Origin of the sequence: Variovorax sp. CCNWLW186 (genome assembly GCF_037203865.1) — a bacterium.
In the GTDB taxonomy this organism is placed as follows: Bacteria; Pseudomonadota; Gammaproteobacteria; order Burkholderiales; family Burkholderiaceae_C; genus Variovorax.
This window is the reverse complement of sequence record NZ_JBBCBO010000007.1, coordinates 130,275-152,880: the sequence shown is the minus strand read 5'-3', so window position 1 is coordinate 152,880 and position 22,606 is coordinate 130,275. Positions and strand designations below refer to the sequence as shown.

General features: G+C 66.3%; 17 protein-coding genes and 1 tRNA gene. 13 read left to right on the top strand and 5 right to left on the bottom strand.

Going from position 1 to position 22,606, the window contains the following annotated elements; all coding sequences use genetic code 11:
- The first annotated feature begins 18 nt into the window (after positions 1–18).
- Complete coding sequence (locus V9K97_RS11170; RefSeq protein ID WP_337318036.1) at positions 19–6,087, top strand: Hpt domain-containing protein; 6,069 nt, start codon at positions 19–21, stop codon at positions 6,085–6,087.
- Positions 6,088–6,130: 43 nt separating this feature from the next.
- Here V9K97_RS11170 and V9K97_RS11165 read toward each other — a convergent pair whose 3' ends face one another.
- Complete coding sequence (locus V9K97_RS11165; RefSeq protein ID WP_337318034.1) at positions 6,131–7,630, bottom strand: cryptochrome/photolyase family protein; 1,500 nt, start codon at positions 7,628–7,630, stop codon at positions 6,131–6,133.
- On the opposite strand from V9K97_RS11165, the gene V9K97_RS11160 reads away from it, so the two are divergent.
- Genes V9K97_RS11160 through V9K97_RS11135 form a run of 6 tightly spaced genes read left to right on the top strand, consistent with a single transcriptional unit; the run spans position 7,631 to position 12,187 of the window.
- Positions 7,631–8,230 carry a YqgE/AlgH family protein gene (locus V9K97_RS11160; protein WP_126749378.1) on the top strand — a complete coding sequence of 200 codons (600 nt, stop codon included), beginning with the start codon at positions 7,631–7,633 and terminating at the stop codon, positions 8,228–8,230.
- A complete protein-coding gene (gene ruvX / locus V9K97_RS11155; protein ID WP_157615946.1) occupies positions 8,230–8,679 on the top strand; it encodes a Holliday junction resolvase RuvX in 450 nt (149 codons plus the stop codon). Before V9K97_RS11160 ends, ruvX begins: the two co-directional genes overlap by 1 nt.
- A complete protein-coding gene (gene pyrR / locus V9K97_RS11150) occupies positions 8,676–9,173 on the top strand; it encodes a bifunctional pyr operon transcriptional regulator/uracil phosphoribosyltransferase PyrR (RefSeq protein ID WP_337318032.1) in 498 nt (165 codons plus the stop codon). Before ruvX ends, pyrR begins: the two co-directional genes overlap by 4 nt.
- Positions 9,173–10,135 (top strand): aspartate carbamoyltransferase catalytic subunit, encoded by a 963-nt coding sequence (locus tag V9K97_RS11145; RefSeq protein WP_013543579.1) that lies wholly within the window; start codon positions 9,173–9,175, stop codon positions 10,133–10,135. Before pyrR ends, V9K97_RS11145 begins: the two co-directional genes overlap by 1 nt.
- Complete coding sequence (locus V9K97_RS11140; RefSeq protein ID WP_337318030.1) at positions 10,132–11,415, top strand: dihydroorotase; 1,284 nt, start codon at positions 10,132–10,134, stop codon at positions 11,413–11,415. Before V9K97_RS11145 ends, V9K97_RS11140 begins: the two co-directional genes overlap by 4 nt.
- A gap of 25 nt (positions 11,416–11,440) precedes the next feature.
- Positions 11,441–12,187 carry a lysophospholipid acyltransferase family protein gene (locus V9K97_RS11135; protein ID WP_258502383.1) on the top strand — a complete coding sequence of 249 codons (747 nt, stop codon included), beginning with the start codon at positions 11,441–11,443 and terminating at the stop codon, positions 12,185–12,187.
- A gap of 238 nt (positions 12,188–12,425) precedes the next feature.
- Here V9K97_RS11135 and V9K97_RS11130 read toward each other — a convergent pair whose 3' ends face one another.
- Positions 12,426–14,693, bottom strand: a complete 2,268-nt coding sequence (locus V9K97_RS11130; protein WP_337318028.1) for an EAL domain-containing protein — start codon at positions 14,691–14,693, stop codon at positions 12,426–12,428.
- A gap of 239 nt (positions 14,694–14,932) precedes the next feature.
- Between V9K97_RS11130 and V9K97_RS11125 the strand changes: the two genes are divergently transcribed.
- Positions 14,933–15,394, top strand: coding sequence for a hypothetical protein (locus V9K97_RS11125; protein WP_337296956.1), 462 nt, complete (start codon positions 14,933–14,935; stop codon positions 15,392–15,394).
- 429 nt (positions 15,395–15,823) lie between these two features.
- On the opposite strand, the gene V9K97_RS11120 is transcribed toward V9K97_RS11125, so the two are convergent.
- The gene (locus V9K97_RS11120) at positions 15,824–16,741 is read right to left on the bottom strand and encodes a LysR family transcriptional regulator (protein ID WP_258502379.1); all 918 of its coding nucleotides are present in this window, start codon (positions 16,739–16,741) and stop codon (positions 15,824–15,826) included.
- 110 nt (positions 16,742–16,851) lie between these two features.
- Here V9K97_RS11120 and V9K97_RS11115 point away from each other — a divergent pair, with 110 nt between their 5' ends.
- Together V9K97_RS11115 and V9K97_RS11110 are read left to right on the top strand one after the other, a co-directional pair.
- Positions 16,852–17,742, top strand: a complete 891-nt coding sequence (locus tag V9K97_RS11115; protein WP_337318026.1) for an NmrA family NAD(P)-binding protein — start codon at positions 16,852–16,854, stop codon at positions 17,740–17,742.
- Between the two features lie 69 nt (positions 17,743–17,811).
- A complete protein-coding gene (locus tag V9K97_RS11110; protein WP_337318024.1) occupies positions 17,812–18,681 on the top strand; it encodes an alpha/beta fold hydrolase in 870 nt (289 codons plus the stop codon).
- A 13-nt stretch (positions 18,682–18,694) separates the two neighbouring features.
- On the opposite strand, the gene V9K97_RS11105 is transcribed toward V9K97_RS11110, so the two are convergent.
- Both V9K97_RS11105 and V9K97_RS11100 read right to left on the bottom strand, forming a co-directional pair.
- Positions 18,695–18,769: transfer RNA gene (locus V9K97_RS11105), tRNA-Arg, on the bottom strand.
- Positions 18,770–18,839: 70 nt separating this feature from the next.
- A complete protein-coding gene (locus V9K97_RS11100; RefSeq protein ID WP_126749368.1) occupies positions 18,840–19,079 on the bottom strand; it encodes a hypothetical protein in 240 nt (79 codons plus the stop codon).
- A gap of 293 nt (positions 19,080–19,372) precedes the next feature.
- On the opposite strand from V9K97_RS11100, the gene V9K97_RS11095 reads away from it, so the two are divergent.
- The 3 genes from V9K97_RS11095 (at position 19,373) to V9K97_RS11085 (ending at position 22,590) form a co-directional block, all read left to right on the top strand.
- Positions 19,373–20,395: a Bug family tripartite tricarboxylate transporter substrate binding protein gene (locus tag V9K97_RS11095; protein WP_431769317.1), complete on the top strand. Its 1,023-nt coding sequence runs from the start codon at positions 19,373–19,375 to the stop codon at positions 20,393–20,395.
- 122 nt (positions 20,396–20,517) lie between these two features.
- Complete coding sequence (locus V9K97_RS11090; protein WP_258502376.1) at positions 20,518–21,039, top strand: tripartite tricarboxylate transporter TctB family protein; 522 nt, start codon at positions 20,518–20,520, stop codon at positions 21,037–21,039.
- Between the two features lie 21 nt (positions 21,040–21,060).
- Entirely contained in the window at positions 21,061–22,590 is a 1,530-nt protein-coding gene (locus V9K97_RS11085; protein ID WP_258502375.1) for a tripartite tricarboxylate transporter permease, read from the top strand.
- Positions 22,591–22,606 lie beyond the last annotated feature (16 nt).

Sequence of the window (22,606 nt, the reverse complement as noted above, 5' to 3'; positions counted from 1 at the left end):
GAACGGCGAGCATCCAACGTGTCGATTCAAACCCCTGCCACGGCCCCCCTCGCTGGCAATGTGCCGGCCACCGAAGACCTTGGGCCGCTGGCCTGGGTTCTGGGAGAAATCCAGAAATCCCTCGACAGCGTTGCCAAGTCGCTGCGTCGCTTTGTGCGCGACGTGGGCAATACCTCGGAACTCGAGAGCGGCCCGCTGCAAATGGCTCGCCAGCAACTGCACCAGTCCGTCGGTGCCTTGCAGATGGTGGGCAACACCGCTCCGGCGCTGGTGCTCGGCTCCATCGAATTCGCGGTCCAGGGCTTCATTGCCGAACCGCAGCGCTGCACCGAGAGCGCGGTCGTAAAGATCGAGCGCGCCGGCTTTGCCGTCGTCGATTTCCTCAACGCGCTGCTGGCCGGCAAGCCCGTGTCGTCGGTGGCGCTGTTTCCGCAGTACCGCGATGTGCTCGAACTGGTCGGCAACGAGCGCGTTCACCCGGCAGACCTGTGGAGCATTGCCTGGCGCTGGGTCGAAGTCCGTCCCGCGCTCACCCAGGCCGCGTTGGCCTATGACCCGGCGGTGCGTTCGCGGCTCGACCGCGAAGTGCTGCAGCTGGTCAAGACCGGCGACGCGCAGGCCGCTCGCCGGCTGCACGCCCTGTGCCTGGGGCTCGGACGCGGCGCGCTGCTGCCCCGCGTCGCGAGCTTCTGGACGCTGGCCGCGGGCTTCTTCGAGGCCCTGGCGCTCGAGCTGATTCCCGCCGATTCGTACGTGAAGCGAGCGGCTTCGCGCGTGCTGCTGCAATACGCCACGCTGGCACGCGGCGACAGCACCGTGTCCGACCGGCTCGGCCAGGACCTGCTGTTCTTCTGCGCGCAAGCCGTGCCTACCGGCCGCGACGACGCCGCCACGCTGCGCACCGTGCGCAGCGCCTGGGGCGTTGCGAGCGAGCCGTACATCAACTACAGCGTCGAGCAGTTCGGCCGCTTCGATCCGCTGGTGCTCACGCAAGCCCGCAAGCGCATCGAAACCGCCAAGGAAATGTGGTCGGCGCTTTCGGGCGGCGACGTCACCCGCACCCGCCAAGTGGCCGACACCTTCGCCCAGTTGGGCGAATCGCTGCAGAAGCTGCATCCGCCGAGCCTGCCGATGGTGGAAGCGCTGACGCATGCGGTCGAGGCTTCCGTGCGCACCGGCCAGGTGCCGGACACCGAGCTCGCGATGGAAGTCGCCACCTCGGTGCTCTACCTGGAAGCCGCGCTCGAAGATCTGGACCCGAGCGATCCGCAGCTCACCTCCCGCACGCTGCAGCTGGCCGGCCGCATCGAGCGCGTGCGCGCTGGCGGCCATTCGGAGCCGCTCGAGCCCTGGATGGAAGACCTGTATCGCCGCGTGAGCGATCGCCAGACCATGGGTACCGTGGTCGACGAGCTGCGCAGCCACCTGAGCGAGCTTGAAAAGTCGCTCGACCAGTACTTCCGCCGCCCGGCCGAAAAGGCGCTGCTGCGCACCGTGCCGAGCCAGTTGCTGCAAATGCGCGGCGTGTTCTCGGTGCTGGGCCTCGAGCAGGCCGCGCACACCGTGCAGCGCATGCGCGACGACGTCGAGCAGATGCTCGTGGGCAACGCATCTCCCGTCGAGGAAATGCACAGCTTCGATGCGCTGGGCAACAACCTGGGCGCGCTCGGCTTCCTGATCGACATGCTGGGCTACCAGCCGGCGCTGGCCAAGCGCCTGTTCGTGTTCGACGCCGAAGCCGGTGAACTCAAGCCGCTGATGGGCCGCCAGGCCGCCGACAGCGATGCCGCCGATACCGCGGTGGCGGATGGCAAGCCCGCGGGCGCCGAAGCCGTGCTCAGCATCGAAGAGGTCGACGCACAGATCGCCTCGAAGCTGGCCGCGCTGGCCACGCCCAACCGCAAGGCGAAGGTGTCGCCCATCGAGGAATTCAGCCGCAAGGCCGACAGCTGGACCAACAAGATTACCGGTCCCGCGGCGCTGCCCGACACTGAAGTGACCGAGCTCGAAGAAGACGACCTGCAGAATATCTTCCTCGACGAGGCCCGCGAGGTGGTGCAGAACGGCCTGGCCGCCATCGACGAACTCGGCGGCCACCCCGACGACACCGAAGAGCTCACCATCCTGCGGCGTGCGTTCCACACGCTCAAGGGCAGCTCGCGCATGGTCGGCCTCACCGATTTCGGCGATGCCGCCTGGTCCTTCGAGCAGGTGCTCAACACCTGGCTGGCCGACCAGCGCGACGCCACGCCCGAGCTGCTTTCCGCCACCCGCAATGCACTCGGCGAATTCAGCGAATGGGTGGAAGCCATTGCGTCAGGCGCCCAGCACAGCTGGCAGTCGTCGCATTTCAGCCGAGTGGCCAACGCCCTGCTGGCCGGCGAACCCGTGCCGACCGCGCCGCCGCGCGTCGATGCGGACGCCCTTGCGGTGGCCGCGCGCCATATTGCCGCAGAGCCGCCCGTGGCTGCTCCCCTGCCGATGCCGGAACTGCCGGAGTTGCCCGAGCTTTCGGAACTGCGCGGCTTGCCAGATCTGGCGCTGTCACCCGTCGCGTCGCCAGCCGCCGCGCCCGCCCCGGACTTCGAATTGCCGCCGCAGGTGCTGGAGCAACCCGCCAAGCACGAAACCGACGACGACTTCGCATCGACCGACTTCCTCGACTTCGATACCAAGCCGAGCCCGGAAGAGTCTTTCGAAGTGCTGACCGGCAGCGGAGATTTCGATTTCCTGGCGCCGCCCGAAAAGGCAGAGCCCGCACCGTCCGCCGCTCAATTTGCCGTCGAACCCGCCGAAGAACCCGCGCCGGTCGCCACGCCTGAGCTGCTGCAAACGCCCGTGGCACTGCCCGACCTGGACTGGGCACCCGAGCCCTTGCAGGCCAAGGAGAGCGAGCCTGTGGCCGTTGCCGCGGCCGAGCCGGTGCAAGAAGAGCCCGCGGTCACCGAACCGGCGTTCCTGCTGGCACCGGAAGAACCCGTTGCAGCCGTGGACGAAACGCCCGCGGCAGCGCCTGAGCCGGTCGAGCCGCCGGTGGCGGTTGCAGACGCGGTTGCAGTTGCCGAAGAAGCGCCGCAGCCCGAACCTGAGCCCGAAGCCGAAGTGCAGGAAACCGCCGAGGCGGCTGCGCCCTCCGGTGCGGATGACCAGGTCAAGGTCATCGGACCGCTGCGCATCGGCATTGCGCTCTACAACGTCTATCTCAACGAAGCCGACGAATGGTCCAGGCAACTGGCCACCGAAGTCGGCGAGTGGGCGCTCGAATCGCACGAGCGCCTGTCCGATTCGACCGTCGCGCTGGCGCATTCGCTGGCCGGCAGCTCGGCCACGGTCGGCTTCCACAGCCTTTCGGGCATGGCCCGCCTGCTCGAAGCCGCGCTGCAGCATCTGCAAATGCAGGGCAGCGGTACGCGTGAGCAGGGTGTGGTGCTGGTTGCCGCGGCCGACGAGCTGCGCCGCCTGCTGCACCAGTTTGCCGTGGGCTTCCTGCGCGAGCCGTCCGAGGGAACGCTGCAGGCGCTGCGCGACATTGCCGCCGCGCCCATGCCGGCCGAGGCTGCCGCTCGTGCCGATGTGCGGCCGCTGCAGCACATGGTGGCCACCGACAGCGTTGCCGACGTGGCGCTGGACGACTCCGAAGACGCGATCGACGTGGCCGATGCGGTCGACGTCGACCTTTTCCCGATCTTCGAGGAAGAGGCCGCGGAACTGCTGCCGCAGCTCGGCCAGGCGCTGCGCCAGTGGGCGCACCACCCTGACGACAACGCGCCCCGCGCCTCGGTGCTGCGCACGCTGCACACGCTCAAGGGCAGTGCCCGGCTGGCCGGCGCCATGCGCCTTGGCGAGCGGGCGCACCGCATGGAGTCGGAGATCGAAGTCCTGGGTACCCAGGGCGGTGCCGATCGGGCCGAAATCGAAAAACTGCTCACGCGGCTCGATTCGCTGCAGTCCACCTTCGACGCGCTGCGCGCGGCGGACGATGCCACCCAGGCCGAAGTGGCCCAGCTAGTGGTGGCGGCAACCGCTGCCCAGCCGGGCGTTCAACTGGTGCAGGTTGCCGCCGAAGCCGGCGTGCCCGCCAACGACGAGATTGCTGCCGGCGGCGACCAGAACGCGGATGCCGTGGAAACGGCCGCCGTGCCGTCGCTCCTGCCGCGTCCGGCTCCGGCGCTGCTCGCACCGCTGCGCACGGCGTCTACCCAGGCCGTTCGCATCCGCACCCAGCTGCTCGACCGCCTGGTGGCGCAGACCGGCGAGGTCATCATCACGCGTTCGCGCCTCGAGGCCGAACTGGGCCAGCTGCGCGGTTCGCTCTCCGACCTGACGGGCAACCTCGACCGCCTGCGCCAGCAACTGCGCGACATCGAAGTGCAGGCCGAAAGCCAGATGCAGTCCCGCCTGGCGCAAGCCAAGGATTCGCAGCAGAGCTTCGACCCGCTCGAGTTCGACCGCTTCACCCGCGTGCAGGAACTCACGCGCATGATGGCCGAGTCGGTGAACGACGTGGCCACCGTGCAGCGCACGCTGCAAAAGACGGTGCAGGCCACGGAAGACGACCTGAGCGTGCAGGCACGCCAGACGCGTGAACTGCAGCGCGGCCTGCTGCGCACGCGCATGGTGGAGTTCGAGGGCATTTCGGACCGCCTTTACCGCGTGGTGCGCCAGGCGTCGAAAGACACCGGCAAGCAGGTGCGGCTGGACATCGTCGGCGGCTCCATCGAGATGGACCGCGGCGTGCTCGACCGGATGACGCCCGCCTTCGAGCACCTGCTGCGCAATTGCGTGGCGCACGGCATCGAAGACCCGGCCGCGCGTGAAAAGGCCGGCAAGGACGCCAGCGGCCTGATCGTGATCGACCTGCACCATGAAGGCAACGACGTCTCGGTGAGCTTCCGCGACGACGGCGCCGGCCTGGACCACAAGCGCATTGCCGAACGTGCCCGCACGCTGGGCCTGCTCGAGCCGGGCCAGGAACTCTCGCCCGAAGAAGCCACCGAGCTGATCTTCAAGCCCGGCTTCTCCACGGCGGGGCAGGTGTCCGAACTGGCCGGCCGCGGCATCGGCATGGACGTGGTGCGCGCGCAGATCGCGGCGCTCGGCGGCCGCATCGAAACGCACAGCACGGCCGGGCAGGGCACCACCTTCAAGCTGGTGCTGCCGCTCACCACCGCGGTGACGCACGTGGTGATGCTGCGTGCCGGCGAGGTGTCGATCGGCGTGCCGTCCAACCTGGTGGAGCTGGTGCAGCGCGTGAGCAGCACCGAGCTCGAAGCCGCCTACCTGCACAACAGCCATCCGTTCGGCAGCGAGCAGGTGCCCTTCTACTGGGCCGGTGCTTTGCTGCAGGCCTCGGCGCGCAGCGAGCATCCCACCAGCAAGAACAACACCGTCGTGATCGTGCGAAGCGCGGCACAGCGCGTGGGCCTGCACGTGGACGAAGTGCTGGGCAACCAGGAAGTCGTGGTCAAGAACCTCGGGCCGCAACTCGCGCGCCTGCCGGGTCTGGCGGGCATCTCGGTGCTGGCTTCCGGCGCGGTGGCGCTGATCTACAACCCCGTGGCGCTGGCCGCGGTGCACGGCGAACAGGCGCGCATGCGCCAGGCCGCCGCGCTGGCCGTGTCCGCGCAGGGCGGATCGGCCGAAGCCGACCACGGCGCCCCGCAAGAGCCGTTGCCGATGCTGGCTCCGCCGGTGCCGCAGGTTCCGCTGGTGCTGGTGGTCGACGACTCGATTACTGTGCGCCGCGTGACGCAGCGCCTGCTGCAGCGCGAAGGCTACCGCGTGTCGCTCGCGGCCGACGGCCTGCAGGCGCTCGAGCGGCTGCAGCAGGAGCGGCCGGCGGTGGTGCTGTCCGACATCGAGATGCCGCGCATGGACGGCTTCGACCTGGCCCGCAACATCCGTGCGGACGAGTCGATGGCCGGCCTGCCGATCATCATGATCACCTCGCGCATTGCCGAGAAGCACCGGGACTACGCACGCACGCTGGGCGTGAACCACTACCTGGGCAAGCCGTACTCCGAAGACGAGCTGCTGCGCCTGGTGCGTGCGTACACGAGCGAACCGGCATTGGCCGCGGCGGCTTGAAGCTCTCCGGAGCTCGACCAGTAAAGGGGCCCGCCGGGCCCCTTTACTTTTGCAGCGCCTTCGCCCGTGCCGCGCCGTAGCGCTGCAGCGTTTTCTCGCGCGCCTCGGCATGGTCGACCACCGGCCTGGGGTAGGTCTCCCCGAGCTTGATGCCCGCCGCTTCCAGCTCTACGGGCGAGGCCGTCCAGGGCGAGTGGATCGCGGCATTCGACAGCCCCGCCAGCTGCGGCAGGTAGCGGCGGATGAACTTGCCCTCGGGGTCGAAGCGCTCGCTCTGCGTGACGGGGTTGAAGATGCGGAAGTAGGGCTGCGCATCGCAGCCGCTCGAGCTTGCCCATTGCCAGCCGCCGTTGTTCGAGGCCAGCTCGAAGTCGTTCAGGTGCAGCGCAAAGTAGCGCTCGCCGCGCCGCCAGTCCAGCCCCAGGTCCTTGCAGAGAAAGCTTGCCGTCACCATGCGCAGGCGGTTGTGCATGTAGCCGCTCTGGTTGATCTGCATCATGGCCGCGTCCACCAGCGGGTAGCCGGTGCGGCCCTGGCACCACGCCTCGAACAGCTGGTCGGCATGCTTGCCGTGATGCCACTGGATCTTGTCGTACTCGGGGCGAAAGCTCTTCGATTCGCCGCCCGAATGCACGTGCGGGAAGTGCGCCAGGATCTGGAAGTAGAACTCCCGCCAGATCAGCTCGCTGAGCCAGGTGGCCGCGCCCGCATCGCCCTGCAGCGAAAGCTGGTGCGCAACCCCCGCCACTTGGCGGATCGACACCGTGCCGAAGCGCAGGTGCACGCCCAGGTAGCTGGGCCCCCGCACCGCCGGAAAATTGCGCGCCGCATCGTAGCGGTCGATGCGCTGGAAAAAGTCTTCGAACAGCGCCGCCGCCCCTTGGGTGCCGGTGGGAATCTCGAGCTCGGAAAGGTTGGTTTGCTGAAAGCCGATTTCCTCGAGCGAGGGCGCCGGCGCGCGCCACGGCTCGGGCGGGGCGGCCAGCGCGTCGGCATACGCCCGAACCGGGTACGACTTGAGAAAGAACGAATCCACCTTGGCCAGCCAGGCCCGCTTGTAGGGCGTGAACACCGTGTAGGGCTGGCCGGTCTTGGTCATTACCTCGTCGCGGTCGAAGACGGTCGAGTCCTTGTAGGTGTGAAAAGCCACGCCCGCATTGGCCAGTGCGCCGAGCACCTGGGCATCGCGCGCCAGCGCGTCGGGCTCGTCGTCCCGGTTGGCAAACACGGCCTGCACGTCCAGCGCGTGCGCCAGCGCCGGAAGCTCGTCGACCGCGGCGGCATGGCGCACGATGAGCCCGCCGCTCAGGTCGCGCAGCTCGGCATCGAGCTCCACGAGCGACTCGCGGATGAATTCCACCCGGCGGTCGGCCGGGGGCAGGGGGTCCAGAATGGCCCGGTCGAACACGAAAACGCACACCACCTGGCGGCAGGCCCGCAGGGCGTGGTAGAGCGCCGCGTTGTCGTCCACGCGCAGGTCGCGGCGAAACCACATGAGCCCTTTGGGATAGGTCTTGTCGACGGCCAGTAAAATCGGCGGCATATGGCTTCCGATTCTGCCCCGATGAACCTCACGCATCACTTTTTGATAGCGATGCCGGGGATGGAAGATAAAACTTTCAACCGCAGCGTCGTCTACCTCTGCGAGCACAGCGAGCGCGGTGCGCTCGGCCTTGTGATCAACAAACCCAGCGACATCAACCTGAAGGTGCTGTTCGAGAAGATCGAGCTCCACCTGGCGCGCCCCGAACTCGGCGACGCGCCGGTTTTCCAGGGTGGCCCGGTGCAAACCGAGCGCGGCTTCGTGCTGCACGAGCCCGTGTTCTCCCACGCCGAAAAGCCCGAGGAGTCGGTCTACGCCTCGACCATGACCATCCCCGGCGGCCTTGAAATGACCACCTCCAAGGACGTGCTGGAGGCCCTGGCCACCGGCGCCGGACCGCGCAAGGTGCTGGTTTCGCTGGGCTATTCGGCCTGGGGCGAGGGCCAGCTCGAATCGGAACTGGCTGAAAACAGCTGGCTGACGGTGAGCGCCGATCCGGCCGTGATCTTCGACACCCCCATCGAGCAGCGCTACGACAAGGCGCTGATGCTGCTGGGCCTCGAGGCCTGGAAACTGTCGCCGGAAGCGGGACACGCGTGATGGCCGCTGCCATGCCAGACGCTCCCGTTCCCTCCGCTTCTCCTGTTTCCGTTGCCGTTCCTTCTCATTTCCAGAGCTTCCTGGCCTTCGACTTCGGCCTGAAGCGAACCGGCGTCGCGAGCGGAAACCGCCTGCTGGGCGCCGCCACGCCGCAGGCCACCATCAAGGCCGAGGGCGATGCCCGCTTTGCGCAGGTCGAGGCGCGCATCAAGGAATGGCAGCCCGACGCATTGGTTGTAGGTGTGCCGTATCACCCCGACGGCGCCCCCCACGAGAACACCCGCCGCGCGCAGAAGTTTGCGCGCCAGCTGCGCGGCCGTTTCAATCTTCAGGTGTTCGAGGTCGACGAGCGATACAGCACCACAGAGGCGCTGGCCTCGGGCGCACGAGACGCCGATGCCGCTTCCGCCTGCATCATCCTGGAACAATTTTTGAGGAGCCTCCCTTGAGTTCAATACCCGATGCCGAAGCGCTCTACAAGGAGCTGCTGAACGGCGTGAAAGCGCTGATGCGCACAGAAACGAAACTGGTGGGCATTACCTCCGGCGGCGCCTGGCTGGTCGAGCGGCTGCAAAAAGACCTGGGCCTTGCCGGCGCGCCCGGCGTCATTTCGTCGGCCATGCACCGCGACGACTTCGCGCGCCGCGGCCTTTCGGCCAGCGCGCAGACCGCGCTCCCCTTCGACGTGAACGGCGCCGACGTGCTGCTGCTGGACGACGTGCTCTACACCGGCCGCACCATTCGCGCGGTGCTCAACGAGTTGTTCGACTTCGGCCGCCCGGCGTGCGTGCGGCTTGCGGTGCTGGTCGACCGCGGTGGACGCGAGCTGCCGGTGGCGGCCGATTTCGCGGCCGCGAAACTCGCGCTGCCCGATACCCAACTCCTCGCGCTCGCCCGTGCGGAAGACGGTGCGTTCAGTCTCAAAGTGGAGGAGAACAGCTGATGCTCTACAAGCGAAACCCGCAGCTCAACAAGAACGGCGAGTTGATCCACCTGCTGTCGATCGAGGGCCTGCCCAAGGACATCGTCACGCACATCCTCGACACCGCCGCCAACTTCACGAGCGTGAGCGACCGCGAGGTGAAGAAGGTGCCGCTCCTGCGCGGCAAGAGCGTGTTCAACCTGTTCTTCGAGAACTCGACGCGCACCCGCACCACCTTCGAGATCGCGGCCAAGCGCCTTTCCGCCGACGTCATCAACCTCGACATCGCGCGCTCCTCGGCCACCAAGGGCGAGTCGCTGCTCGACACCATCGCCAACCTGAGTGCCATGGCCGCGGACCTGTTCGTGGTGCGCCACAGCGAATCGGGCGCGCCGTACCTCATTGCGCAGCATGTGGCACCGCATGTGCACGTGGTGAACGCCGGCGACGGGCGCCATGCGCACCCCACGCAGGGGCTGCTCGACATGTACACGATCCGCCACTACAAGAAGGACTTTGCGAACCTCACGGTCGCGATCGTCGGCGATGTGCTGCATTCGCGCGTGGCGCGCTCCGACATCCATGCGCTCACCACGCTGGGCTGCGCCGAAGTGCGCGTGGTCGGCCCCAAGACTCTCGTGCCCGGTGACATGGCCGGCATGGGCGTGCGCGTGTGCCACACACTCGAAGAGGGCATCAAGGACTGCGACGTCATCATCATGCTGCGCCTGCAGAACGAGCGCATGAGCGGTGCGCTGCTGCCCTCGTCGCAGGAGTTCTTCAAGACCTACGGCCTCACGCCCGAGAAGCTGCAGCTGGCCAAGCCGGATGCCATCGTGATGCACCCGGGTCCGATCAACCGCGGTGTCGAGATCGACTCCGCCGTGGTGGACGGAAAGCAGAGTGTGATCCTTCCGCAGGTCACCTTCGGCATCGCCGTACGAATGGCGGTCATGAGCATCGTGGCAGGTAACGAAGCATGAACACACTGATCATCAACGGCCGCGTGGTCGACCCCGCCTCGGGCACCGACAAGAAAGCCGACATCGCCATTGCCGACGGCAAGATCACCAGCGTCGGCAGCGTGCCGCCCAGCTTCAAGGCCGAACGCACCATCGATGCCGCGGGCTGCGTCGTCGCGCCCGGCCTTGTCGACCTGGCCGCGCGCCTGCGCGAGCCCGGCTACGAGCATGAGGGCATGCTCGAAAGCGAAATGGCCGCCGCCATTGCGGGTGGCGTGACCAGCCTCGTATGCCCGCCTGACACCGACCCCGTGCTCGACGAGCCCGGCCTGGTTGAAATGCTCAAGTTCCGCGCAGAGAAGCTGCAGGGCGCGCGCCTGTTTCCTCTGGGCGCGCTCACGCGCAGCCTGGCCGGCGGCGTGCTCACCGAAATGGCCGAGCTCACCGAGGCCGGCTGCATCGGCTTCAGCCAGGCTGACGTGCCCTTGGCAGACACGCAGGTGCTGCAGCGCGCGCTGCTTTATGCAAGCACCTTTGGCTACACCGTGTGGCTGCGCCCGCAGGACCGCGACCTCGGCAAGGGCGTGGCCGCGAGCGGCCCGCTGGCCACGCGGCTCGGCCTCTCGGGCGTGCCGGTGTCGGCGGAAACCATCGCCATCTTCACCATCATCGAGCTCATGAAGAGCACCGGCGCGCGCGTGCACCTGTGCCGTATCTCCAGCGCCCGAGGTGTGGCGTTGGTGCGCGAAGCCAAGGCGCAAGGCCTGCCGCTCACATGCGACGTGAGCATCAATTCGCTGCACCTGGCCGACACGGACATCGGCTTTTTCGACAGCCGCGCACGCCTGAACCCGCCGCTGCGCCAGCAGGGCGACCGCGATGCGCTCTCGGCCGCGCTGGCCGACGGCACCATCGACGCGCTGGTGTCCGACCACACGCCGGTCGAGGCCGACGCCAAGACGCTGCCCTTTGCCGAAGCCGAACCCGGCGCGACCGGGCTCGAGCTGCTGCTGCCGCTGGCGCTGCAATGGGGCGAGCGCAGCGGCGCCGGCATTGCGCGCGCGCTCGAGGTGGTTACCTCCGCACCCGCGCGGCTGCTGGCCGCCGCCGATGCGGGCACCGGCATCGGCCGCCTGTCCGAGGGCGGCGTGGCCGACCTCTGCGTATTCGATCCGACGCTCGAGTGGCAGGTGCAGCCCGACGCGCTGAAGAGCCAGGGCAAGCACACGCCGTTCGCGGGCTACCCGCTGCAGGGCCGTGCCCGCCACACGCTGGTTGCGGGCCGCGTGGTCCACGGCTGAAGAGAAGAAGAGGGCGCACGTCTCGATGGTTCATTCGCTGAAGGCCTGCTGGCGCCTGCTGCATGCCGTAGGGCACGCGCTGGGCGGGTGGTGGACGATCCGCTTCACCTTTCCGCGGCTTTCGCAGGAGGAGCGCAACCTGCGGGTGCAGCAGTGGTCGCGGCGCCTGCTCGAGATCATGGGCGTCACGCTCAAGGTGCAAGGCACGCCGCCCGCCAAGGGGCCGGTGCTGCTCATCTGCAACCATCTCTCGTGGCTGGACATCACCGCCATTCATGCCGCCTGCCACGTGCGCTTTGTCTCCAAGGCGGGTGTGAAGCACTGGCCGTTGATCGGCACGCTGTCCACGGGCGCTGGTTCGCTCTACATCGAGCGGGAACGGCGCCGCGATGCGTTGCGGGTGGTGCACCACATGACCGAGGCCCTGCAAGGCGGCGACCGCATCGGCGTGTTCCCTGAAGGCACCACCAGCGATGGCCGGGGGCTGCTGCCCTTTCACGCCAACCTGCTGCAGGCCGCCATCTCGTCGGGCGCGCCAGTGCTGCCCGCCGCACTGCGCTTTGCCGATGCGGCCACCGGCGAAACCAGCCAGGCGCCGCGCTACATCGACGACGACAACTTGCTGACCTCGCTCTGGAACACGCTGCGCGCACCGCCCCTCCTGGCGATCGTGCGCTTCGGCGAGCCGCAGTCCTCGCTGGGCCGCGAGCGCCGCGCCTGGGCGCAGTCGCTGCATGAAGATGTGCAGCAATTGCGCCGCGAAACACACTGAAAGAAACACACCGGGCAAAAAAAGCGCTCCCGAAGGAGCGCTTAACGACGCACGAATGCGCCGTGAGGAGGAACCGCAATGAGAAGCCGCACCAGGGCGGGGTGCCCTTGCGAGCTTGACTGCAGGTTGAACGCTGCGGCGGCTGCGGCTTGCGGGAGAAGTCAGTTCATGCGCGTGGGCGAGTGCCTACATACGTAGGCCGGGCGTCCAAGGCCGCTGCGCAGAGGCATGCCCGCAGTCAGCCGGGTGGCTCCTGGCCTTCGCCCTTGCTGCGCTCGCTCTGCTCCATGGTGCCCGAGCGCAGGAGGTCGCCAGCCTCGTCGGCGACTACTGCTTCGCTGAAATAGTAGCCCTGTGCAAGCGTGGTGGAGCCCGTCGAATGCAGAAAGGCCCGCTGCGCTTCCGTCTCCAGCCCCTCGACGATGATGCCGATGCGGGCCTCCCGCGCCAGGTTCATGATGGCGCGAACGGTCGCAGCGCTGTCGGGGTCGTCGATGGCCCGCTTGAGCATCGATTGCGCGATCTTCAGGTGGTTGACTCGGTAGGTCCGCAGGTATTCGAACGACGAATACTCGGTACCGAAGTCGTCGATGGCAATCCGCACGCCGAGCGCCCGCAGCTGTGGCAGCACGTCGTTGTGGCTCCACGTCATCTGGGCCAGCGTCGACTCCGTCACGTCGAACTCCAGGTCGGAAGGGTTGAGCTGCCACTTCGCAAGGCAATCGACCACATCGCGAACCAGCTCGGCGCCTTTTCTGAGCTGGCCGAGCGACAGGTTGATGGCCAGCACGGGCGGCGCCACGCCCTGTTCGCGCCACTGGCTCATCTGACCGCACGCCCGGTCCAGCACCCAGCGGCCCAGCGTGACGATGCTCCCGGTGCGCTCGGCAATGGGCACGAATGCGCCCGCGTCGAGCAGGCCGCGTTCGGGGTGGTTCCAGCGCAGCAGCGCTTCCACGCCCACGATCTTTCCGGAAGACAGCTCGACCTGCGGCTGGTAATAAAGCTCCAGCTCTTCGCGTTCGATCGCCTTCTTCAGGTCTTCACCCAGCGCCACGCGGTCACGCACTTCGTGGTCGATCTCTTCAGAGTGAAAGTGAAACTGGTTGCGCCCCTCTTCCTTCGACCGGTAGAGCGCCAGGTCGGCCTGCACGAGCATTTCGTCCGGCCCGGCACTGCCTGCGATGTAGGGGCAGATGCCGATGCTGACGGACACATGCACCTCGTTGCCGCCCAGCATGTAGGGGCGCGCCAGTTCCGCCTGGATCTTCGCGGCCAGCGCGCCCGCGGCCGCGGGCTCGCCCATTTCGCTTTGCAGCACCGCAAACTCGTCCCCGCCCAGGCGGGCCACCACGTCGGTTTCGCGCGTGCAGTTCTTCAGGCGCTGCGCGACTTCGCGCAGCAGCAGGTCACCGGTCGGATGGCCGTACATGTCGTTGACCGGCTTGAAGTGGTCCAGGTCGAGGTAGTGCAGCGCAAAGGGCATGGAGCCCCGCCGTGCGGCCGCATGGGCCTGGTGCAGGCGTTCGGTGAGGGTGGCGCGGTTGGCGAGCCCGGTCAGCCCGTCGGTGCGCGCCAGCCGCGCGAGCTGCTCTTCCGCCGCCTTGCGCTCCGTGACGTCGATGACGATGCCCTCGACCTCGATGAGCCGGCCTTCCTTGTCGCGGACCGGCACGTAGCGGTTTTCCACCCAGCGCCGCCCGCCGTCACCGGTGCACAGGCGGTATTCGATCGAGGCGCCTTCCGCGTCCTTCTCCAGCACGCGGGCCATCGCATCGGCAACTCCGGCCTGGTCGGCCGGGTCGATGAGCACGTCGGCCCAGTTCGGGTTCGCCATCAGGCCGGCCGGATCGTGGCCGAACTTGGTGATGTTGTGCGAGATGTAGATCAGCGGAAACGCGGGCTCGCCGCGCAGGCGGTAGAGGATGGTCGGGCTGTTCTGCACGATGATGTTGGCGTCCGACAGCTCCCGCGTGCGCTCTTCGACGGCCTGCTCGAGCATGTTCATCTTGAAGGCGGCGTCTTCCGTCATTTGCCACTTCATCGTGAGCGCACTGGCCAGCTGGCGCACCTCGATCGGATCGAACGGCTTCTTGAGCACCAGCAGGCGGTCGCGCGCGTCCAGCCGCTCGAACACCTCGACCCACGACTGGTCCGCATAGGCCGTGCAGATCACGATCTGCAGGCGCGGGTCTACCAGCCACAGCTGCTCGATCGTCTCCACGCCGTCCCACCCGGGGGGCATGCGCATGTCGATGAACGCCATGGCGTAGGGCTTGCCGGCCTCCAGTGCCTCGCGCACCTTGGCAAGCGCTTCCTGCCCCTGGTAGGCACTGTCCAGCACAAAGTCCACCGTGGCCTGCCTGGCCGAGGTGCCGAACAGTGCGGCCTCCATGTCGTCAAGGTCTGATGCGGTGGCCTCCGCCAGGAGAATCTTCCGAAAGTCCTCGTGGATGGCGGGCGTGTCGTCCGCCAGCAGGATGCGTCGGTTTTGCTGTTTGCTCATAGGGCTTCGTCCGCTTTCCTGATCGCAAGTCCGAGCGTGAATGCTACGAATGTGCGTACCAAATACCTCATGTTGCGGCTCCTTACATCATCAATGCATTAGACACTTCGACGCGCCGTTTAGCTCGGCTTCGATGCCTATTCGGGCCCACACAGTGGCTGCGAAGAAACATGCGTGTGCATGCGTTTCAGAGGAGTGAATCCGGCCGTCCGAAGCCTCGTTAGGCCAATAGCAGTAGCATGCGCAACTTCAAGCCGGTGGATCGCCCGCCGCTGCTGCTCACCAACAGCGCAATGAACTCCCTTTCGGAATCGAATGCCGTGGACAAGAAAATGCATGAGCGAAGCACGGAGAGGCGCCCGAGACCGCCTGTGCGCGTCACCGTCAAGGACGCAATGATGAAGCGCGACAGCGATGTCGATACAGCGACATCCGCGCTGAGAGCCGCCGCCGACGACGTGACCGCCTGCGTCGCCGAGCTGATGCACCTCGTTGCCCCGAAAGGAGCCTCGGCGCCTGTGGACTGGCGCGGCGGCGCCGCCGATCGCATCGACGCCTGTAAGCAGTTCGGCCTCGTCGGCGAAATTCACGACGTGACCTTTCAGCTGCGGGCGTTGCAACGGGCGGCCGAGCTGGCCACGCGCCGTGCACGCCGCCGCGCCGCCGAAGAGAGCGCCCGCCGCGAAGATTCCGGCAACTGAGAAAACACAGCAACACTACTGCCCGCGTGGCTGTAGTGGCGTGCCGGCGCAGTGCGCCCATAATGCGCCTCCTGCGGCCACGCCAGAGGCCGCTGAAACTGGAAGCTGTGCTCCGATCACTGCGAGCCAGCCACATTCTTTTCTGGCCTCACGGGATGACATCATGAGCGTATTGCAGATGTTTCTACCGGTGTCGGAACCAGCCCGCAGCGAGGCGCTGGAGCAGTTGAGAAGAACCCACCACCTACCGCGCCACCTCGTACGAGGCATCGGGCGCAGGACGCAAGGCGAGCCCGGACCGGTCGCTTTCGTCGGTCCGATGCAAGGCCAGCAACAGGCATCGTCGCCGGCCTTGCGTACGCCGGCCGCGCCGGAATAGGCACTCGGCATCTCGAAGGCAAGTAGCGCCCCAAGCTGACGGGAGAACTGTCAGGACTCTTGTCCTTTGCTGCGAGATCGCACCGCTTCCTTCGCAAGGTCGATGAACGCACGCGTCTTTGCGGGAGGAGCGATGTTGCCCGGATAGGCCGCGTACAGAAACATGCGACCTGACGCCCAGCCAGGAAAAAGACGAACAAGGCGCCCGGCTTCCACCTCGGCGCGGACGTTTGCCGTACTCGGAAAAAAAGAGATGCCCGCGCCCTGGCGCACCAGTTGCAGCACGGCGTCCGTGCTCGCCGCCGATATCGATCCGCGCAGCTTCACGCGCACCTTCCGGCCGCCGCGCTCGAGATCGATCGACCACGGAGCCGGCAGCAGAGACAGTGCAATCCACTCGTGCTTCGCGAGCTCTTCTGGCTTGCGCGGCGTGCCATGGCGGGCGAGATAGCTGGGCGCGGCGACAGTCCAAAGCCCGAGTTCCTCGAGCACCACCGCGCGAAGGCCGGAGTCGGCCATCGGCCCGATGCGGATCGTGAGGTCGAAGTGCTCGGCAATCACATCGAGTTTGCGGTCCGTGGGCACATAGTCCACGCGCATTGCCGGATAGCGCTCGCTATACGCCGCGATCCAGCTCGCGACCATGCCGGCCGATGCTTGCGGGCTGGTGAGCCGCAACGTACCCGAAGGTTGCGCGCGCCCGCTGCGTGCCCGCTCCATCGCAGCCTCCGCACCGGCCAGCAGCTCACGGCAGTCGGCGAGAAACGCAACCCCTGCTTCGGTGATGGCGAGCTTGCGCGTGGATCGCTGCAACAGCTGCGTGCCCAACTCCCGCTCGAGCAACGCCACCGCCTGGCTCACCGCGGACTTGGTCGTGTTCAGGCGTTCTGCGGCGGCGGTGAAGGTGCCGGCCTCGGCCACCGCGACGAAGGCCGCCAGGCGGCCGAAGGAGATGGCAGGAGCCTTCATGCGATTGTTCTCCACAACTGGACAATGAATTCTCCCGCAGGCGCTTTCTGGAAACAACCGCAGCGCGCACCATGGCACCCATCGCAACACCACCCATGAAGGGAACCGCCATGTATGTACTTCTCGGCTCCAACGGCAACATCAGCTCCAAGGTCGCGGCACTGCTGCTCGCGCAAGGCATGGCCGTACGCGTTGTCGGCCGCCATGCGGGATCGCTCGCTTCCCTGAAGGCCGCGGGCGCGAACATCGCGGCTGGCGACATCGGCGATGCGGGCTTCCTGGCCCGTGCATTCGCCGGTGCCACGGCCGTCTACACGATGATCCCTACCGATTACGCAGCGGACGATATGCTTGCGGAGCAAGATCGGCTGGGCGATGCCATCACGCGCGCAATCGCCGCGGCCGAGGTGAAACGCGTCGTGAATCTCAGCAGCGTCGGCGCGCATGTGAGCTCGGGAACCGGGCCGATCGCGGGCCTGCATCGGCAGGAGCAGCGCCTCGACCAACTCGCCGGCGTGGACGTGCTGCACGTGCGGCCCGGCTACTTCTTCGAGAACCACCTGGCCGCGATAGAGATGATCCGCAGCATCGGCGCGTACGCGGACATGACCGCGCCCAATTCGCCGCTGCCGATGGTGGCCACGGCCGACATCGCGCAAGTCATAGCGCGCGAGTTGGGCACGCCCTCGGGCAAGGGCAAGCGCGTGCTCCATCTGCGTGCGCCAAGCCTCTACACGATGAAGGAAGCGACGGCGCTGCTCGGCAAGGCCATCGGCAGGCCGGACCTCGCGTATGTCCAATCCGATCCGGAGCAAGCCAAGGCGGCGCTGATGCAGCAGGGCTTCTCGGCGAGCGCCGCCGCGCAGCTGGAGGAAATGAGCGCGGCGTTCTCCACGGGGCGCCTGGACGGCGAGTACGACAAGGGCCCTACCGAGATCACCCCGACGACGCTCGCGGATTTTGCGGCCAGGGTTTTCAGGCCGGCGTTCGAGACCACCTGAGGGGGTCTTCACACGCAGCGAAATGCTTCCTATCCTGCGGAGTGATTTAACCGGTCAAGGAGTTCTGACATGAACCCGGCAACCCCGCAACGGCTGCGCTTGTCCGGCGGCACGGAGCTGGCCTTCATCACGGCGGGGGAGGCCTCCAAGCCCGCCGTACTGCTCCTGCACGGATTTCCGAGCTCCGCGCGCGAGTTTCGGGACGTCATACCCGAGCTGTCGCAAGTCGCCCATGTGATCGCGCCCGACCTTCCCGGCTTTGGCCAGTCCGATGTTCTGCCGTCGCCTTCATTTGCGGCGTTCAGCGATGCGATTCTCGAACTGCTGGATCGCTTGGCGATCAAGCGCCGCTTGATCTACCTGCATCACTCGGGCGCGGCCGTCGGCCTTCAGATTGCCATGCGCGCGCCGGAGTTGGTTTCGGGGCTCGTCATCCAGAACGCGAACGCGCATCGAACCGGCTTCGGCCCCGTCTGGGACGCCCAATTGAAGCTCTGGTCGAATCCGACCAAGGAGAACGAGGCAGCCGCGGCCGTCGAACTGACCTTCGAGTTCACGCGCGAGCAATACACCGGCGGCCTGCCGGAAGAAGTCGCCGCCACGATCAGAGGCGAACCCTGGGTGGAGGACTGGAGGGTGATGAACCTTCCCGGGCGCATGGAAACCCAGCGCGCGCTCATTGCCGACTACAGGAGCCACGCCGCGCGTTTCGATGCGATCGCGAAGTACCTGAAGGAATGGCAACCGCCCGCGCTCATGCTGTGGGGCCGTCACGACCCCTACTTCGATATCGCTGAAACGCTGTCGTGGATGCAGGACCTGCCGCGCATGGACGCGCATATTTTCGACGGCGGGCATTTCCTGCTAGAGACGCACGCGGCCGCTGCCGTGGCGCTCATGCTTGACTTCATCAGCCGCACGCAACGTGACGGCATCTGAACTTGGTGTGCGGTGGTGCCTTCGACAGGAATCGAACCTGTATCTGAGTCTTAGGAGGACCCCGTTCTATCCATTGAACTACGAAGACGCGGTGGACGGCCCGAACTTTACCAGTTCGCTTGCGGCTCGAACTGCCCCTTGCTTGGGGTCGGCAGCGCTCAGCGCAGGCCGACGCGCGAGGCGTGCCAGCGCAGCACGGCTGCGCGCGCCGGGTCGGACGCTTCGATGCGGTCGGCGCGCGTTTGCAGGGCGCGCATTTCTTCGACCTCGCTGATGATCTTGCCTGGGCTCAGCAGGGCCTGAACGAGCACGCTTGCTTCTTCTGCAAGCGCCTTGAGCGCGCCAGCCAAGCCACTGCCGAATGTGCTCGCGCTGGACGATCGGTCAAGGGTAGACATAAAAGGGACTCCTGGATCTGGTGGGTGGGTAGACCCCTCTATTCTAGGGTTTACCCGAATACACCCTGGAGCGGGGGAAATGGGCACCCGCACGCACCGGGAGTGGGCTCCGCGCGGCTCGCTTGCGCAGCCCGTCCAACCACACGGCGCGGGCTAACCCCAAGACAAAATCTTTGAAAAGTTGACCATGGTCAAGCAAGCGATGTTCGTGCTGCGCGCACCATCTGCCCTGTTCGCATCTCGGCTCAGATTCTTTAAAAAATAGAGCGCACCCTTACACAGGAGACAACATGATGAAGAACTTCTTTTCGCGTGCCCACGCTTGCCGGGCCAAAGTCTTTACCGCTGCCATGCTGGCACTCGCGGCCACCGCACCAGCTGCAGCATGGGAACCCGCCAAGCCGGTGGAGTTCGTGATTCCAGCGGGCACCGGCGGAGGCGCCGACCAGATGGGCCGATTGCTGCAGGGCATCGTCATCAAGTACAAGCTCATGAAGGAGCCGCTGATCGTCGTCAACAAGTCGGGCGGCGCGGGCGCCGAAGGCTTTCTGGCGGTGAAGGAAGCCAAGGGCGATCCGCACAAGATCATCATCTCGCTGTCCAACCTGTTCACCACGCCCATGGCCACCGGCGTGCCGTTCAACTGGAAGGACATGACGCCTGTCGCGATGCTGGCGCTCGACCAGTTCGTGCTGTGGACCAATGCCGAGCAGCCGTACAAGAGCGCCGCGGAGTACATCGCCGCAGCCAAGGCGGCGGGACCGAGCAAGTTCAAGATGGCTGGCACCGGCTCCAAGCAGGAAGACCAGATCATTACCGTGGCGCTCGAGAAGGCCACCGGCACCAAGTTCATCTATGTGCCGTTCAAGGGCGGCGGCGAGGTGGCGGTGCAGCTGGTGGGCGGCCATGTGCAGTCGACCGTGAACAACCCGATCGAGGCCGTGGCCCAGTGGCGCGCGGGCAAGCTGCGTGCGCTGTGCGTGTTCGACGACGAGCGCATGCCGTTCAAGGCCAAGGTGACCGAGACGCAGTCGTGGAATGATGTGCCCACCTGCAAGGAAGCCGGCGTTCCCACCAAGTACACGATGCTGCGCGGCATCTTCATGCCCCCGGGCGTCACGCCCGAGCAGCGTGCCTTCTATGTCGACCTGCTGACCAAGATCGCGGCCACGCCCGACTGGAAGGAATACATGGAGAAGGGCGCGTTCAACCCGACGTTCATGACGGGCGAACCCTTCACCAAGTGGCTGACCGAAGCGGAAGCCACGCACCGCACGCTGATGAGCGAAGCCGGTTTCCTGGCCAGCAGCAAGTAGCAGCAATCGAGCGCCCTGCAGCGCTCCTTGCCTGAGGACGCGGCCGCCGGCCGATACGCGGCGGGCGGGGCGCTGCACTCTCGTTTCTTTCCCGGTACATACACACGAACGATGAGGTCTCCATGGAGCACGACGAGAATTCCGAAGGCGCGGCACGCACCGGCGTAGCGACCAACGTGGTCGAGGCGGTGGTTGCAGCGGTCCTGCTGGCAATAGGCCTTGTAGTCATCGTCGAGAGCCAGAGGCTGGGCTCCGGCTGGACCAGCGACGGCCCCGGCGCGGGTTACTTTCCCTTCTACATCGGCGCGATCATCGCGATCTCCGGCGCCGGCATCCTGTATCAGGCGCTGCTGGGCAAAGAGAAGAAGACCGAAATCTTCGTCGACTCCGTGCAGCTCAAGCGCGTGCTGTCGGTGCTTCTGCCGGCCATCGTGTACGTACTCGCAATCTCCTTGCTCGGGCTGTACCTGGCGTCGGCGATCTACATCGCGCTCTTCATGGTGTTCCTCGGCAAGTACTCGTGGGTGAAGAGCGTCATCGCGGCACTGGTCGTCAACACGGTTTTCTTCTTCATGTTCGAGGTGTGGTTCAAGGTGCCGCTGTTCAAGGGCGCTCTCGATCCCCTCCGATTCCTCGGCTACTGAATTTCACGGAGCAAACGCGAAATGGAAGAAATCAGCGCCCTGCTGCAGGGCTTCTCTGTGATCCTCACCCCCATGAACATCGGCCTGATGTTCGTCGGCATCATCCTGGGGGTACTGATCGGCGTGCTCCCGGGGCTCGGCGGCGCCAATGGCGTGGCCATTCTGCTGCCCCTCACGTTCACGATGTCGCCCACCTCGGCGATCATCATGCTGTCGTGCATCTACTGGGGGGCGCTGTTCGGCGGCGCCATCACCTCCATCCTGTTCAACATCCCGGGCGAGCCGTGGTCGGTGGCCACCACCTTCGACGGCTACCCGATGGCGCAGCAGGGCAATGCAGGCGCCGCGCTCACCACGGCGTTCACCTCGTCGTTCATCGGCGCGCTGCTGGCGGTGATCATGATCACCTTCCTGGCGCCGCTGGTGGCCAAGTTTGCGCTGAAGTTCGGCTCGCCCGAATTCTTTGCGGTGTACCTGCTCACCTTCTGCAGCTTCGTGGGCATGGGCAAGGGCTCGCCGTTCAAGATTCTTGCGTCCATGGCGCTCGGCTTTGCGTTGGCGAGCGTGGGCATGGATACGGTCACAGGCCAGTTGCGCCTCACCTTCGGCCAACCCGAGCTGATGCGAGGTTTCGACTTCCTGATTGCGGTGATCGGCCTGTTCGGCATCGGCGAAATTCTGCTGTCGATGGAAGAGGGCCTCAAGTTCTCGGGCAAGACCGCGAAGATCGACCCGAAGGTGGTGCTGCAGACTTGGAAGCAGCTGCCGCAGTACTGGGTCACGTCACTGCGCAGTTCGCTCATCGGCATCTGGATGGGCATCACGCCCGGCGGCGCCACCCCGGCCTCGTTCATGGCCTACGGCCTGGCCAAGAAAATGTCCAAGCGCGGCTCCAAGTTCGGCACCGGCCAAATGGAAGGCGTGGTTGCGCCCGAGACCGCGGCGCACGCCGCAGGCACCAGCGCATTGCTGCCGATGCTGGCGCTGGGCATTCCGGGTTCGCCCACCGCCGCGGTGCTGCTGGGCGGCCTGCTGATCTGGGGCCTGCAACCCGGGCCGCTGCTGTTCGTCGAGCAGAAGGACTTCGTCTGGGGGCTCATCGCCAGCATGTACCTGGGCAACATCGTCGGCCTCATCGTGGTGTTGAGCACGGTGCCGCTGTTCGCTTCGATCCTGCGCATTCCGTTCTCGATCATTGCGCCGGTAATCATCGTGATCTGCGCCATTGGCGCCTACACGGTGCACAACGCGATGCTCGACATCTGGTTCATGCTCGGCTTCGGCGTGGTGGGGTATCTGTTCAAGAAGCTCGACTTCCCGCTGGCGCCGCTGGTGCTGGCGCTGGTGCTCGGCGACAAGGCCGAAGACTCGTTCCGCCAGGCCATGCTGGTCTCGCAGGGCGATGTGATGATCATGTTCTCCAACCCGCTGGTCGGCGGCATCACCACCCTGGCGCTGGTGCTGCTGTTCTGGCCGCTGATCTCCAAGGTGCTGGCCTTCATCAAGCCGAAGAAGCCGGACGAGTTTGCCGTCGAGCGCCCCGTGGACTGACCGGAGAACAACCAAC